This window comes from Trichormus variabilis 0441, from assembly GCF_009856605.1.
GTDB classification, from domain to species: domain Bacteria; phylum Cyanobacteriota; class Cyanobacteriia; order Cyanobacteriales; family Nostocaceae; genus Trichormus; species Trichormus variabilis.
In genome coordinates, this window is the sequence record NZ_CP047242.1 from 3802637 (window position 1) to 3817511 (window position 14875).

The following is a 14875-nucleotide window of genomic DNA, read 5'->3' on the forward strand; positions in this document are numbered from 1 at the left end:
AGAATAAGTACAGTATTCTACTAAATACTTACTCATGGTACTTGAATCAGCAATTAGTGAAGAAGCGATCGCCACGAATCTCAAGCAGTTCCTTTTAGTACTTTCGGTTTCTTTAGGCGTAGCCACCTTACCCCAAGTATTTAGTTGGTTTCGCCAAATCCCTTATACCTTACTCCTGGTAATTGTCGGCTTGGGGTTAGCCGTTGTTGATGTGCGCCTAGTTGTTTTGTCTCCTGCTTTAATTTTGTCCATCTTTTTACCACCCTTATTATTTGAAGCCGCATGGAATTTGAAATGGTCAGATTTACAGCGAGATTTTGTGCCAATTTCTCTGTATGCGGTGTTTGGGGTGATAATCTCAATTGCCGGAGTAGCAATTGGACTTAATCAACTAGGTGGAATTTCTTTAACTACGGCGTTACTCATCGGTGCGAGTCTTTCTGCTACTGATCCGGTTTCTGTGACCGCTTTGTTTCGAGAATTGGGTGTAGGAACTCGTCTTGTCACCCTCATGGAAGGCGAAAGCTTATTCAATGATGGTATGGCAGTAGTCGCCTTTGGTTTTTTGGTGGCTTTGCCTTTGGGAAGTGCCGAATTGGGTGTTCAACCGATTTTGTTACAGTTTTTTCAAGTAGTTGGTATCGGTGTAGCGATAGGCTGTTTGATTGGCTTTGCTATTTCCTACCTGACCCAACGCTTTGATTTGCCAATGGTGGAACAGTCCTTAACTTTGGTGTCCGCTTACGGTACTTATCTCGTTACCGAAGACTTGGGCGGTTCCGGCGTGATTGGCGTTGTCACTACAGGTTTGATATTAGGTAACTTTGGTTCACGCATAGGCATGAATCCCCGGACGCGGATTATTGTTTCCGAATTCTGGGAATTTTTAGCCTTTTTTGTCAATTCGATTGTTTTTTTATTAATTGGCGACCAAATCCGCTTTGCCAGTTTAGGAGAAAACCTGCAAATCATTGCTATCACAGTAGGTGCAATGATTTTCATGCGAGCAGTTACACTATTTATTCTCAGCAAATTGAGCGTTATGATGACTCAATCACAAGTCTCCTTACCTGAACAGACTATTCTTTGGTGGGGTGGGTTACGTGGTTCGGTGTCAATTGCCCTGGCATTGAGTGTACCGACTGTATTGCCAGGGCGAGAAAAAATCATTGCTACTGTCTTTGGAGTAGTCTTATTTACCCTACTAGTCCAGGGATTAACAATTAAGCCCCTGCTACAAAAGCTCAATTTGCTCGGCGATGCACCCTTACGCGAACAATATTTACAATTAGTCGCCCGTATTGTTGCTCTAGAACGAGTATTGCAATACCTGCAAACAGAAAAACGTCCCGGTATCGGCCCAGAGTTTCTTCGTTACCAAGAAAAACTTGTCACAGGCGAAATTGCAGAATTGCAAACCAAGATTGATAAATTACACCATGAATACCCCAATCTTCAAAACTTTACAACAGAACAATTCCGCGATGAACTATTAGCAATTGAGGCAGATACTTATGCGGAATTTGTCAAGTCTGGGCGATTAAATAAAGAATTAGCGCCGATGTTGGAAGATGTATTAGGGCATCAAAGAGACTAAAGTTGAGATCCTAGCGCTCAGAAATTATCTCTTACCCAATCCCCATCTTTACTTCATAACAGCAGCAAAAGGACAACGGCTAGTTTGTAAATTTGCTGATGCTGATTTCTCCCTTTTTCCCCAAAGTTTTCGGATGAAATTCCAAAACCTCCGCCAGAGAGAATTAGATTTTTTTTGCTGATTTTGGGGAGTTTTTAGTAATTTACCACCAGATGTCAGCTTTGCTAGGAACTGGGTATTGTCATAATAGTGTTCCAAAGAAAGGATTTTTAAATCATCTGTGACGCGCACAACGCTTGTACCAATGACTTCTATCATCTCGTCTGTGGGTGCATAGCCTTTAAATTCACCTTTAAATTCCCCCCAGTGTCGCCATTTAAAAACAATCTCCGGTGGCCCTGAATAAACTTCTAGAACTTCCCACAAAAAGCCGTTAGGAAAAGCTGTATGAAATAGACCAGTGGAAGTTTCAAAGTTTTCCTCAGTGGCTTTGTAATTTTTGGTATTGCCAATCATCAATTTATAAGTACCTGAATTAATCAAGTCTGTGATGGTATGGCGAGAACCTCCATTGGTACTCATGCGAAATTGGTCGGGAACAACAGAAAGCCACTGAGCAGGATTTGTTTTAAAGTTAGCTTCAATATCAAAGGTACGCACCAAATTTTGTACCAGTGTTTCCAGTGAATTGGATGGGTGATTACGTGTACTTTCCTGGGCAAGTTTTTCATTAGAATGGGTATAATCTGGTTTTTCACCATAACGCCAGTCAACATGAGTGCTGTACTTTAATACAGTGTCTCTATCTTGTACCCAAAGATGAAGTTTTTCGATGTCAATTTGACTCATAAACCCCTCTGCGAAATCAATGTGAAAATTATAAGTACCCGAATTTCGCAGCTAAATCCCCTCGATTTTTGCAGTTAAATATACAGATTATCTGCTGTTAATTTCTCATGAATTTGTAGCGATTGAACTATGTTAACTATCTGTACTTACTTCTTTTATATTATGCCAGTTAGCTCAATCATAATTGTTAATTTAGCAGCTATTGTCTGGTTAAAAGCCTTAAAATTTGCCAAATAAATTGGCAACAAGTAGTTGTTATGCTATGCAAAAATTGTCTAAAGTATAAATATTGGAACACTAAAAATTAATTAAACTGATACGCACAAAGCAGTAAGAATACTGGTTAAGGAAGGCTAAGTGAAATTACCAGATAAATACGAAAATATATTACTCAAAAATATTTGGGTGATGTGGGGTGCTATCGCCTTATTATCTACTAGCTGTGAGCAGGTAATTGAATCTTTGCCACCTCTCCCAACAGTTGAAATACCATCAAATCAGCCAGAAAAACCCCAAATTCCCGTAGAATCTGCCACAACTGCCCAAATCGAAACGGCCGTCCGCCAAGGTATCAACCAAGTACGACAAAAAAACGGGTTACAACCCCTACAAAATAACGTCAAACTAGCACAAGTAGCCCGTAAATACAGCCGACAAATGGCAGAAAAGAACTTTTTTAGTCATACCGGCGCTGATGGCAGTACCCCAGCAGATAGAGTCCGTGCTGGGGGTATTTCTTATTGGGTAGTCGGTGAAAATCTATACACAAGCACAAACATTCCTCGTCCTGTACCATCGGCGATTGAAGGGTGGATGAAAAGCCCTGGACATCGAGAAAATATTCTCCGCCCCGTATTTGCAGAGACAGGGGTAGGAGTGTGGCGAGTAGGTAATACTTACTATATTACTCAGTTGTTCTTGCGGCGATCACCCCTTGGATGGCCTTAAATATGCAGCGATCGCTGATAATTGTCTAAACTGCAAGTAGACCATTATTTTAGATAAACCTTGTGAAAGCGAGATGGATCATCACAGCAGTTTCAGCAGCATTGTTTTTTGGTGGTAGCCTATTTACATCACTGCGCGACCCCTGGTTTCAAAACTTACAACGTCCCGACTGGCTAACCTTTGAATTTCTCATCCCATTTATTTGGACGTTTATTTGGGCTTGTACAACCATTTCTGCGATTATTGTTTGGGAAAAAAGGACAAGACAGGGCTTTCGACCTTGGTATTTGATGGCTATTTATGCAGCGATCGCCATATCCACCTCCGCCTACAGTCCTATTGTAGTAGAACTGCGGAGCTTAACAGGGGGAATATTTATGGGTGGATTGGCAACGCTACTCGTCTATATTTTAGCCTTCCTAGTCAAGCCTATTTCCCCCAAAGCCTCTTGGTTATTCCTTCCCTACGCCCTCTGGGGACCCTTTGGTACTTATCTAACTTGGTTATTACTCCAACTAAATCCCGGTGTAGCCAATTAAATTTGGTAAAACTCCGCGTACCTCCCTTCTCTACGAGAGGCTGCGCCAACGGGTTCACCAGTCGCCTGGGTCTGGAAACCCTCCCGCAGCGCTGGTTCACCGCGCCTAACTTTGCGTTCCTCCGCGTTTAAAAACCTCCCACCTAACGCAAAGTTTCCCTACCTCAAGAAGTTTTCAGATGATGGCTACGCACTCGTTCAGGGCTACCAGTAGGAATAGAGGCGATTAATTTTTGGGTGTAGGCTTCCTTCGGTTCGCGGTAAATGCTTTCGGCTGTACCTTGTTCAACTATTTGACCACGATTCATGACTAAAATGCGATCGCTCATAAATTTCACCACACTCAAGTCATGGGAAATAAAAATATAAGTTAACTGAAATTCGTCTTGTAATTCTTTTAACAGATTCAATACCTGGGCTTGTACTGACACATCCAACGCCGAAACCGACTCATCACAAATGATAAACTTAGGATTCAATGCCAAAGAACGGGCAATACAAACCCGTTGACGCTGACCACCAGAAAATTGATGTGGGTAGCGATTCATTGCATCCGCACTCAAACCCACCCGTTCCAAAAGTTCTGCAACTCGTTCGCGCCGTTGTCTTGTTGTCTTACCTACAGAGTGAATTAACAACGGTTCCATCACTGCATCCCCAACCTTCATCCGGGGGTCAAGGGAACTGAAAGGATTTTGAAAGACTATTTGCATTTCCCGCCGTAGTTTTTGCAACGGCTCGCCTTTAAAATGAGTAATATCTTGCCCATCAAAGATAATTTGACCACTTATTGGCTCAATTAACCGCAGCAGAGTTCTACCCAGAGTAGTTTTACCGCAACCAGATTCCCCGACTAGACCTAATGTTTCCCCTGGTTTCACATCAAAGGAAACATCATTCACCGCCATTTGATAGCGTTTTGTCCCACCAAACCAACCTTTTACAGGGAAACCAACTTTCAAGTTCTTGATTTGTAATAAAGGTTGCTTTTCCTCCAGATTTTCTAATCTGGCGGATATTTCCTCAGAGGTAATTTCTGGCGGGTGTGCAGGTTCTTTGGCTTGGATAATTAACTGTCCACTTGATGTTTCTTCTACACTCATGTAGTCAGAAACGGTGAGTAATTTATGGGGACGGCGGTTCAGGGTGGGGCGACAAGCTACCAAGCCTTTAGTATATGGATGTTGGGGATTACTAAAAATTTGCTCGGCTGCACCATATTCGACAACCTTACCTTTGTACATCACTGCTACTTGGTCAGCAATTTCCGAAATTAAACCCAAGTCGTGGGTAATGAAAATTAAAGCCATTTCCCGCTTTTGCTGCAACTCGCGCAACAGTTCAATAATTGTTGCTTGTACAGTCACATCTAAAGCTGTCGTCGGTTCATCTGCAATCAATAGCAAGGGATTACAGGAAATCGCCATTGCAATCATCACCCGTTGCAATTGTCCCCCAGATAATTGGTGGGGGTAGCGTTCCAGCATGGTTTCTTTATGCTGCTTCACCAACTGCGCTAACTTGAACTCATCCAGGGGCGAGTTGGGGTTGGTTTGCGGCCAAGTTTCAATATATTGCTGTTTGATTTGCTCATCACTAGGTAAGAGTTTAACTTCTTGTAGACCTGCGATCGCAATCTGTTTTGCTTCTGTCTGGCTAACATTCTGATGACGGAGAATTGCTTCCGTCAGTTGAAACCCAATATCATAAACCGGGTTAAGAGAACTCATCGGTTCTTGGAAAATCATGGCGATGTCGCCACCCCGGTATAGTTGCATTTCCTCAGCAGATAACGCCGATAAATTGATGGGGTTAGCGTTGGCTTGGGGACAAAACAGAATTTCTCCGCCGCTAACTCTCCCAGGATGTTGCAACAAACCCATCACCGCCAATGATGTGACTGATTTACCACTCCCAGATTCACCCACTATTCCTAGAGTTTCACCCCGATGCAGCTGAAAAGAAACACCATCAACAGCTTTGACAGCATTGTCATCACCGGAAAATTCAACTTGTAGATTGCGAACCTCTAGGACAGTTTCTCTCATAGGAGCCAGTAATATTGAGTAAAAATTATTTGGATTCTAGCAGCAGTTGGGAAAATTCGGGACTGGGGATGGGGGACAAATCAATTCAAAATTCGTCTTGAAAAGTTTCCTACGGCGGGAAACCCGCCTACAGAACTTTCCGCAAAATTCAAAATTCAAAATAAATCTTTGAAACCCTCACCCCCTCACCCCCTCACACCCCTACACCCATTACCTAAAACGGAATATCGTCTGGGTCTGGTTCCTCTACTGGTGGGTAGGTAGTTTTGGGCGCGGGTTCATAGTTGTTTACTTGGGGTGCAACACTAACTTTACTGGCGGCTGGAGTTGGTGCTGGACGTGGTGATTCGTAGCTAGAAACATCTTGTTGGGTAGTAATAGTCGGGGATGATGGACGAGAGGGGGTTTCGGTGACGACTGGTGTTCTGGCTACTGTTGGTGATGAGGTGAAGTTACCACTAATTGATTGAATCTGTTGTACTGTTAATTCAGCCCGTTTTTCTTTAAATCCTTCTGGACGCTCGATGGTATTCATCCCTAAACGTCCAGCAATGATGACGCGATCGCCTTGATGATAGTTTTGCTGGATTTCTGTAGCTAAATTTCCCCAGCCAACAACTTTTAAAGTCGCTGGTGGGTCATCTGGTTTTTGGGAATTGGGAAATTGCACCAACATTTCTGTGACTGCTAAATTATCAGATGTATAGCGCAGTTGCGGTTCTTGAACGATTTCCGCTAATAAAACACAGCTGTTCATTAAATCCTCCTGACTGTATGAGAAATAGAAATTAGGGAAGAAATATTTCTGTTTTTGATTGTGAGATTTTCCCTTGATTAAATTTCTTCCCACTAGTGAAAAATTAGAGATTTTTGAATGTAGTGCCAAGCAATACTTAATATTTAATAGTTGGCTGCTTCTAAAATTAGTAATCTCTAATAAAAAACTCTCTAATAAGAGTCTGTTTTAGCATAAAAGCCAAGCGACAGTTTTGAACAGCATTTTTTAGATGCTGTTTGCCACTCCCGCCTGACTAAAAGAGCATTGATTTCTGCATGAGTAGTATAATTGTACCACTTGTTGACAGAGAAAATACTTGATTTGGATCGGAGTTAGCGAGAAAAATTTCGTTGCAGTAGAGGTTGAGGGTACGAGGGAAAGATCACTAAGACTCATGTGAAACCCTTGCCAATACTTGGTGTATGGGTATATGGGTGTGAGGATAAAAAGATAATGTTGGGGAATTATTTCTTCACATTTTTGCCAACTTGATGTTACACAAAAATACTGGTTGCTTCTAGAGCGATAAGACGATTAAATTTTGTTGAGACAATAAAAAGTATCCCAGACCCACCTCAACAAACAGTAGAGGAGGTACACGCATCTTTTTATTATAAGCAACGTGCAGACATTGAATCAACCATATAGGCGATCGCATTTTATGGGAAGTGACATACTCCAAACACGCCTTTTCCGGTGAGTGTGGGCTTCTCAGTGAGACCTAATTCATTTACCCGAAAGATGCTGCAACTGTCTTAACTGCCTTTTAATCTTTGCAATTATTCATACAACTATCTTCTTAAATGTCTTATCTGTCGTTGTTTTTTGCGATCGGCAATAAGATAATGTGACTGCTCTCAAGATGGACTACCTTTACATAAACCGACTTAATTTAAGAAGATAGGGGAATTGTTATGCTTTTTAAAGTAAATGGACGAATTTACGAAGAAGAAAGCGGAGTAGGTATTGCTAATTTAGTTGTCGAAGCCTTTGATAAAGATATCCTCAAAAATGATAAACTTGGTCAAACAAAAACTGATCAAGATGGCAAGTTTGCGATTAATTATTCAGAAGCAAATTTCAAAAGCGCATTAGAAAAGTTTGAAGGTAATCCCGATTTATATATCGTTGTTAAAACTCCAGACCTTGCCAATATTTTGTATAGTAGTGAGAAGAATATCCGCCCTGATGCTAGTACAAACGAGCATTTCGACGTACCTATTCCGAAAACAACTTTAATAGCTTATCAAGAACGATCAACTCAAGAAAATAAACAACTATTAAAAATTCTGCTGGGGATGGCTTGGCTAGATGGGGAACTCGAACCTGGAGAAAAAGAATATTTATCCAAAGTCGCAGCCCAAAAAAGATTAACTGAAGATGCAGAGATTAAAAGTTTATTATCTGATAGTAAGCCAATACAGCCCCAGCAGTGTTTTGATTGGTTACAAGCTTATTTAGGCAAAAATCCTAGCCCTTACAAATTTGAGGCTTTAGATGAAGTTTTAGAAAGCTTATTCACCAGTGGCGCAGAAATAGACGAACGAGAAAAAGAAATGTTAGCGGCTTTTGCTGACAAAAATACTCGTCAAACGGTTCTCCAGGAAAGACTAGGCAGCATTTTCCTCGATCCAGATTTCTTAGCTAAAGTCACTCCTGACACCCCAGATTCCCCTCAAACTGCCCGTAAAAACCTCAAAAAAGGCTTTGCTTATGCTCGTGTTCCCCAAGCAGTTTTAAGTAAACTCACATCTGCACAGTCTGATCCGCAAGTCAAGGAAGAATTAGCCCATCGCTTTTTAACTCTCAACTATGCTCCAGTCCGCAAAGAAATTACGGCTGATAACCTAGAAGTGATCGGCAAACTACCACAAGAGTTGTCAGGGACGTTTCTCCGGATTGGGCCGAACCCCCGCTTCGCTCCTTTGGGTCTTTATCATTGGTTTGATGGAGACGGTATGATTCACGGGGTACAAATTAAAAATGGTAAGGCCAGCTATCGTAATCGTTACGTTCGTACTGAAGGATGGAAGATTGAAGAAAAAGAAGGTCAAGCTATCTGGCCAGGATTGCTGAATCTACCCCGCTTCGATGAACCCCACGGCATTATGATGAAAAATGTAGCCAATACCGCTTTAGTTTGGCATCACGGACGGTTACTCGCTCTTTGGGAAGGAGGCGAACCTTATGAAATTAGCCTTCCCAATTTAGACACTGTCGGTTCTTATACCTTTAATGAGCAGTTAACCTTCCCCTTTTGCGCCCACCCCAAAGTCGATGCTAGAACCGGGGAAATGATGTTCTTTGGTTATCAACCCCTAACCAAGCCCTACGTTCAATATGGTATCGTCTCACCAGAAGGAAAAATTGTCAAAACCATACCAATTGACATTCCTTCTCCAATTAGTATGCACGACTTTGCTATTACGGAAAAATATACTATTTTCCTCGATATGCCTCTAGCCCTCAAACCGATGCGAGTTATGCAGGGCAAAGTTCCCCTCGTGTTTGAACGTAATAAACCGAGTCGTTTTGGTATTATTCCTCGGCATGGGGGAGAAATACGCTGGTTTACCGTGCCGAGCTGTATGGTCTACCATGTAGTCAACGCCTATGAAGAAGGTAACGAGGTAATTTTAGTTGCCTATCGCATGGATTGGACACAACTATTTATCCCTGACAGAGAAAACGCCCTCGATTTTGTCAACACCGACACCTCGTCAGAAAAACTTGCCCCAGAAATGACGAAATTGTATCGTTGGCGGTTTAATCTTTCTACTGGTCAAGTCAAGGAGGAAATACTTGACAAAGACGAAATTTGTGAGTTCCCCCGCATCAACGATCGCTTAATTGGATGCAAGATGCGTTATGTGTACTCCGGAATCGGGGCTATGTATATGGAACGCCCGCTATTTGATGGAGTCAAGAAGTATGACTTAGAATCCGGAACAGCGCAATCTGTTTATTTTGGTCGTGGACGCTTTGGTGGTGAATGTGTCTTTGCACCTCGTCCTGGTGGCAAAACTGAAGATGATGGATGGGTATTGACTTATATTTATGATGCCGTTAACAAGCGATCGGAATTTATTGTGTTAGATGCCCAGAATATCACTGCTGAACCTGTCGCCCGTGTTATTCTTCCTCAAAGAGTTCCCTTTGGCTTCCATTGTGAGTGGGTTTCTAGCGAGAAAATGGCAACCGCGAACAGATAGTTAAGGGTATTTATCTGAGGTTAGGGACTTCCAGATAAAAAAGGGCATTGCCCACCATATCCGGGTTTTGGTGGGCAATGCCCACCCTACATATACTTACTGTTGTTCTCTATAAAACCATCTATATCCCCGACTTTTGCAAAAAGTCGGGGATATGAAACTCTAGATATTCATAAATTTAATAGAAGTCTTAATTATTATTATAAACATCTGGTAATCTCCACCAAGGGATCTGAGGATATTCATGATGTTCTTTGTGATAACCAAAGTGATAACAAGTGATAAATGACCAAAAAACAGGCAATGGAGTACTTTGTGTGCAATGCAGATTTGTATATCCGCCTTCCCGCCTTTTATGTGGTAGAAATGTCCCAAAATAAAATAATTGTATGGAACTTAAAATAGAGGGTGTAACCCAAAACAAAATAAGATTCATGTAGGATATATGCAAGACATGATGTGAAAGATGAAAAGTTAATGTTAAGCCGACAATTTGTCGCCAATCCCAGTACGACATCATAAATTTAAAATACCAAATAAAGACATTTTGGTTTTGATTATGGTCGAAATCTGGATCAGTTTCAGTTCCAGGATATTGGTGATGCAAACTATGTTTTTCTACTAAGTTCTTATAGGAAAATAGCGCATAAAGTATTACAGATATCTTGCCTATCCAATCATTGACTTGAGGATTTTTGGCAACAACAAGACAGTGCATGGCATCATGAGCAGTAATAAATAATCCTGTATATAAGAATGTTTGCCAAATTATAGCTAATACTATCAATGGAAGCTGGATTTTAGCGGTATCCAATGACAGTAATAGTGTTAAATTGCTGCCCCACAAAGTTATAATAAAAAAAGCGATAAGAATTCCTTTATTAGTCATATTTTCAGTTTTCACATCAGCAATTACCTTTGTTAATTGCAAAGATATGGAATTACATTCAGTCATTGGTTTACTCCGTCATTGTAATTGGCGACGATTTTTATAGGTGGAATAATTGATTTTCGAGATTAAGTTATTAGGATACACAATAAAGAAAGATATATGGTAATATTTTCCTTTTTATTTAACTATTGAATTAGCAGCAAAGAAGTTTTTTTTATGTTTCGGAATTAGTACAATTTGTAAACCAAATAGTCTATAGTAAATCTTTTTAAATCTACTTATTGTATAAAGTGGAATTATTTACTTATATTTAATGAAAAAAATCATTGGGGGATATATTCTGGTATTAGTTAAAGAAAATTTACCCAACACAATATCATTATTGCTTGAGATTTTAAGATGCGATTAATCGTATCAAATAAAAGTATTTATTTTTGATTTTTAAACTCGGTCAGCCCCTAAATTTCCACTATAATATACAGCAATATACAGCCAAGAGAATTGGAAGATTTCTGGCTTAAACTCCAACCCATAAATCCTGCGGTGTCAGAGAAAATAGTTTAGTTTGCTTGTGCTTTTTTCCCCAAAGGGAACCTTCATTTCACATGAACAGGAAAAACGCCCAAGGCAATTAATCTGGCTGGTAGATCGCGCAATATTGGCAAGCGCAACAGTACCGGGGGCTGAAAAGTCAGATTGTCGGCTAGTACAGGAGCAAATACTCGCTTTTGAATGAAGGTTTGAAATGCTTGAATGATACGTGTAGGCAATTCCCGCCGATCTTGGACTTTGGCTAAATCCCTAAGTTTTACATGGTGATTTTGCAGTGGTTTTGTTAGGACATTAGCAGCTACCACCGCATCTTGAATCGCATAATTAATACCCACCCCACCAACAGGCGACATGATATGAGCTGCATCACCAATCAATAGCAACCCTGGACGATACCAGCGCTGCACAAGGTTTGATTCGACAGAAAGAAACGCTACCTGTGACCAGTCGTGTAAATTGTGGATACGATTTGCTAATTCTGGGACAACTTCCACAACAGATTTTTTCAGCGCTTCTAAACCTTGAGACCGTAACTGATGATAGCCTCCCTTGGGAATCACATAAGCCATTTGCCATTCATTACCACGGTCAAGCATAGCGATGATATGACCAGGGGCAAAACGCCCCATTCCTCCCTCACCATCTTCTGGTTGACGCGGTAGGCGGAACCAAAGAATATCCATTGGCGGTGAGGTTTCAGTTGCGGCAAAATCACCCAATTGTCGTAACCGTGAGTGACGACCATCTGCACCTACGGTCAGTGTTGCTTTAATTTCGTGCCAACCACCACCGCCTCGATAACGTACACCTTGAATTACTCCGTTTTCCTCAACTAATTCCTGCACATTCGCACCCATGACTAACTGAAAGCTTGGATATTTTTGCGCTTCTTGGGTAATAAACTCTAGAAATTTCACCTGAGGCAACATTGTAATGTAGGGATAGCGGGTTTTTAGGCGACTAAAATCAGCCAAAGTGAAGGTATTTTGTGGTGTTTTTACCCGAATTTGCCGCATTTTGGTATGGGGTAATTGTAGCAAGCGATCGCTTAATTCCAATTCCTCCATAATTTCCATCACCGATGGGTGAATTGTATCTCCACGAAAATCCCGATCAAAGTCTTTATGGGCTTCCAGCAATATGACAGAAACACCTTGACGCGCCAATAATAAAGCTAAGACAGCACCAGCCGGACCACCCCCAACAATGCAACAATCTGTATTTTTTACGTCTACAATTTCATGGGCAGGATTAGTCAGTAAATCGGTAGTCATCACAACACCTCCAGACAGCCCTAAAATCAAGGTTAGTGTGCTTTGGGTGGTGGGAGTACTTTTTTTAATTTTTCGTAGCGATAGAGAATGTGTATCATGGACGCTAAAATGTCCATTTAGTGATTAGTCCATAGTCAATAGTTCCAAGTTCAGAGCTTTCTTGACTAATGACCAATGACTAATGACCAATGACTAGTGACAATACTGTGGCGCAAGTTGTTTTAGAAAACGTTTACAAAAGTTTCCCTCCCCGCAGAGGGGAAAATGTGAGTTCACAAACTCCATCCGCGAAGAAAACTGATGCAGAACCAGCAGGAACCGTCAATGTTTTGCGACGGATAAACCTGACTATTCCTGATGGGGAATTTATGGTGTTGGTGGGGCCTTCTGGTTGCGGTAAAAGTACCCTGCTACGGTTAATTGCGGGGTTAGAAGTGATGACAGGCGGTAATATTTGGGTAGGCGATCGCTTGGTGAATGATTTACCACCCAAGGAACGGGATATTGCAATGGTGTTTCAAAATTACGCCCTCTATCCCCACATGACGGTATATGACAACATCGCCTTTGGTTTGCGTCGTCGTTCTAGTTCTGAACAACACAGAGACAATTCTCACCCCAGTTCCCAGACCCAATTCCCCACCTGGGCGGAAAATCTACTAGTAGGTGCGACAAGAAAGCTTCCCAAAGGACTGCGTTACATTTCCGATCAAGAACGAGAAGTAGACGAGCAAGTACGGTCTGTAGCGCATTTGTTACAAATGGAAACCTTGCTAAATCGCTTACCCAAACAACTATCTGGAGGACAAAGACAGCGGGTGGCTTTAGGAAGAGCGATCGCCCGTAATCCTCAAGTATTCTTAATGGATGAGCCGCTTTCTAACCTAGATGCCAAGTTAAGGGCAGAAACCCGCGCTCAAATCGTCAAATTGCAACGCCAGCTAGGCACAACAACGATTTACGTCACCCACGACCAAACAGAAGCCATGACAATGGGCGATCGTATCGCCATCATGAATCAAGGCCAAATTCAACAAGTAGCTTCCCCCCTAGAACTCTACAATCATCCGGCCAATCGCTTTGTAGCTGAATTCATTGGTACACCACCCATGAATTTTATTCCCGTAGAGTTCCACGCACCATTGTTAATTACCCATTCCCAGTTCCGTCTCACCCTTCCAGAGATATGGGCAAGTGCGTTGCAAAAATATGATGGGCAAACTCTCATTTTAGGCATTCGTCCAGAACATTTAACTGTGAGTGTACCCGCGACTAAAAATTTGCCAGTACAAGTAGATTTAGTAGAAAACTTAGGTAATGATTCTTTTATTAATGTGGTACTAACTGAGGCTGAATCTCGATTTGCTCATACAATTAAACCTTTGCAAGTACGAGTTCCATCAGACCGAATCATCAATGTGGGAGAGCAAATCTGGTTATCACTAACACTGGATAAAATTCACTTTTTTGACCCTGATACTGATTTAGCAATATTTCCTAAAAATTAGTCTCTTAGTTTGAATTATTGGGGACTTACAGATAAAAAAATATCTAAAATGTAGGGTGCGTCAGTATTAAAAATTTCTGAGTATAGTTAGGTTCTATGGCACTGACGCACCCTACTAAACCTCAAACGGGAATAGACAGCACCGCAATTACTATTTCTTAGCTTGACCTTTTTCTAAAGCTTGTTTTACTAAATCATCGCTAACGCTAGTGACTGCATCTTCTCTAGACGCGCCTATTTCTTTTGCTAACTCTATATAATCATCAGGATTGCTAGTAGATTGAGCTTCGGTTCTTGTTTCTTCAGGTACAGAGATTTCTTGCTGAGGTGCAGTAGCCGCTTCAGCCGCCGCAGCGCCTTCGGCAGTACGATCAACATCACTAATACTAAACTGTTGTGCAGCTGCATAATCAGCATCAAAATCAACTTTCGGTGCTTTTTCTTCACCACTAGCTATATTTTCCGCAGCTAATTGTGCATCGTGGGTAGGAGCTTCAATAAGATTAGGCTTTATTTCTTCGGACATCGCTAATACCTTCAATTGTTTTTAAATCGTTGTAGCGATGGTAACAAAGTGATGGACTAGTTTTTAGCTCCCTCTAGAAAGATTATTACCTCTATTAAAAGATAGATATAAATACTTAGATGTAGCAAATATAATTATTTCTCTGGAAAGTAGA

General features: G+C 41.3%; 11 protein-coding genes. 5 read left to right on the plus strand and 6 right to left on the minus strand.

Annotated features, from left to right (window positions below):
• Positions 1–34: 34 nt before the first annotated feature.
• Entirely contained in the window at positions 35–1597 is a 1563-nt protein-coding gene (locus GSQ19_RS15520; RefSeq protein WP_011318833.1) for a cation:proton antiporter, read from the plus strand.
• A 48-nt stretch (positions 1598–1645) separates the two neighbouring features.
• Here GSQ19_RS15520 and GSQ19_RS15525 read toward each other — a convergent pair whose 3' ends face one another.
• Positions 1646–2446 (minus strand): ester cyclase, encoded by an 801-nt coding sequence (locus tag GSQ19_RS15525; RefSeq protein WP_011318834.1) that lies wholly within the window; start codon positions 2444–2446, stop codon positions 1646–1648.
• A 357-nt stretch (positions 2447–2803) separates the two neighbouring features.
• Here GSQ19_RS15525 and GSQ19_RS15530 point away from each other — a divergent pair, with 357 nt between their 5' ends.
• Positions 2804–3394 carry a CAP domain-containing protein gene (locus GSQ19_RS15530; RefSeq protein ID WP_011318835.1) on the plus strand — a complete coding sequence of 197 codons (591 nt, stop codon included), beginning with the start codon at positions 2804–2806 and terminating at the stop codon, positions 3392–3394.
• Positions 3395–3456: 62 nt separating this feature from the next.
• The gene (locus tag GSQ19_RS15535) at positions 3457–3933 is read left to right on the plus strand and encodes a TspO/MBR family protein (protein ID WP_011318836.1); all 477 of its coding nucleotides are present in this window, start codon (positions 3457–3459) and stop codon (positions 3931–3933) included.
• A gap of 163 nt (positions 3934–4096) precedes the next feature.
• Here GSQ19_RS15535 and GSQ19_RS15540 read toward each other — a convergent pair whose 3' ends face one another.
• Complete coding sequence (locus GSQ19_RS15540; RefSeq protein ID WP_011318837.1) at positions 4097–5980, minus strand: ABC transporter ATP-binding protein; 1884 nt, start codon at positions 5978–5980, stop codon at positions 4097–4099.
• 214 nt (positions 5981–6194) lie between these two features.
• Positions 6195–6737, minus strand: a complete 543-nt coding sequence (locus tag GSQ19_RS15545; protein ID WP_011318838.1) for a single-stranded DNA-binding protein — start codon at positions 6735–6737, stop codon at positions 6195–6197.
• 935 nt (positions 6738–7672) lie between these two features.
• Between GSQ19_RS15545 and GSQ19_RS30445 the strand changes: the two genes are divergently transcribed.
• A complete protein-coding gene (locus GSQ19_RS30445) occupies positions 7673–9970 on the plus strand; it encodes a carotenoid oxygenase family protein (protein ID WP_011318839.1) in 2298 nt (765 codons plus the stop codon).
• A gap of 190 nt (positions 9971–10160) precedes the next feature.
• Here the strand turns inward: GSQ19_RS30445 and crtW are convergent, their stop codons facing one another.
• Together crtW and GSQ19_RS15560 are read right to left on the minus strand one after the other, a co-directional pair.
• Complete coding sequence (gene crtW, locus GSQ19_RS15555) at positions 10161–10925, minus strand: beta-carotene ketolase CrtW (protein ID WP_011318840.1); 765 nt, start codon at positions 10923–10925, stop codon at positions 10161–10163.
• Between the two features lie 533 nt (positions 10926–11458).
• Positions 11459–12688 carry an FAD-dependent oxidoreductase gene (locus GSQ19_RS15560; RefSeq protein ID WP_011318841.1) on the minus strand — a complete coding sequence of 410 codons (1230 nt, stop codon included), beginning with the start codon at positions 12686–12688 and terminating at the stop codon, positions 11459–11461.
• 206 nt (positions 12689–12894) lie between these two features.
• On the opposite strand from GSQ19_RS15560, the gene GSQ19_RS15565 reads away from it, so the two are divergent.
• Complete coding sequence (locus tag GSQ19_RS15565; RefSeq protein WP_041456731.1) at positions 12895–14196, plus strand: ABC transporter ATP-binding protein; 1302 nt, start codon at positions 12895–12897, stop codon at positions 14194–14196.
• 150 nt (positions 14197–14346) lie between these two features.
• Here the strand turns inward: GSQ19_RS15565 and GSQ19_RS15570 are convergent, their stop codons facing one another.
• Positions 14347–14721 carry a hypothetical protein gene (locus GSQ19_RS15570; RefSeq protein WP_011318843.1) on the minus strand — a complete coding sequence of 125 codons (375 nt, stop codon included), beginning with the start codon at positions 14719–14721 and terminating at the stop codon, positions 14347–14349.
• Between the last annotated feature and the right edge of the window lie 154 nt (positions 14722–14875).

Excerpts from the sequence above, each read along its gene's own strand:
- GSQ19_RS15520 (WP_011318833.1), top strand. The coding sequence starts at position 35 with ATGGTACTTGAATCAGCAATTAGTGAAGAAGCGATCGCCACGAATCTC.
- GSQ19_RS15525 (WP_011318834.1), bottom strand. The coding sequence starts at position 2,446 with ATGAGTCAAATTGACATCGAAAAACTTCATCTTTGGGTACAAGATAGA.
- GSQ19_RS15540 (WP_011318837.1), bottom strand. The coding sequence starts at position 5,980 with ATGAGAGAAACTGTCCTAGAGGTTCGCAATCTACAAGTTGAATTTTCC.
- GSQ19_RS15545 (WP_011318838.1), bottom strand. The coding sequence starts at position 6,737 with ATGAACAGCTGTGTTTTATTAGCGGAAATCGTTCAAGAACCGCAACTG.
- GSQ19_RS30445 (WP_011318839.1), top strand. The coding sequence starts at position 7,673 with ATGCTTTTTAAAGTAAATGGACGAATTTACGAAGAAGAAAGCGGAGTA.
- crtW (WP_011318840.1), bottom strand. The coding sequence starts at position 10,925 with ATGACTGAATGTAATTCCATATCTTTGCAATTAACAAAGGTAATTGCT.
- GSQ19_RS15560 (WP_011318841.1), bottom strand. The coding sequence starts at position 12,688 with ATGACTACCGATTTACTGACTAATCCTGCCCATGAAATTGTAGACGTA.
- GSQ19_RS15570 (WP_011318843.1), bottom strand. The coding sequence starts at position 14,721 with ATGTCCGAAGAAATAAAGCCTAATCTTATTGAAGCTCCTACCCACGAT.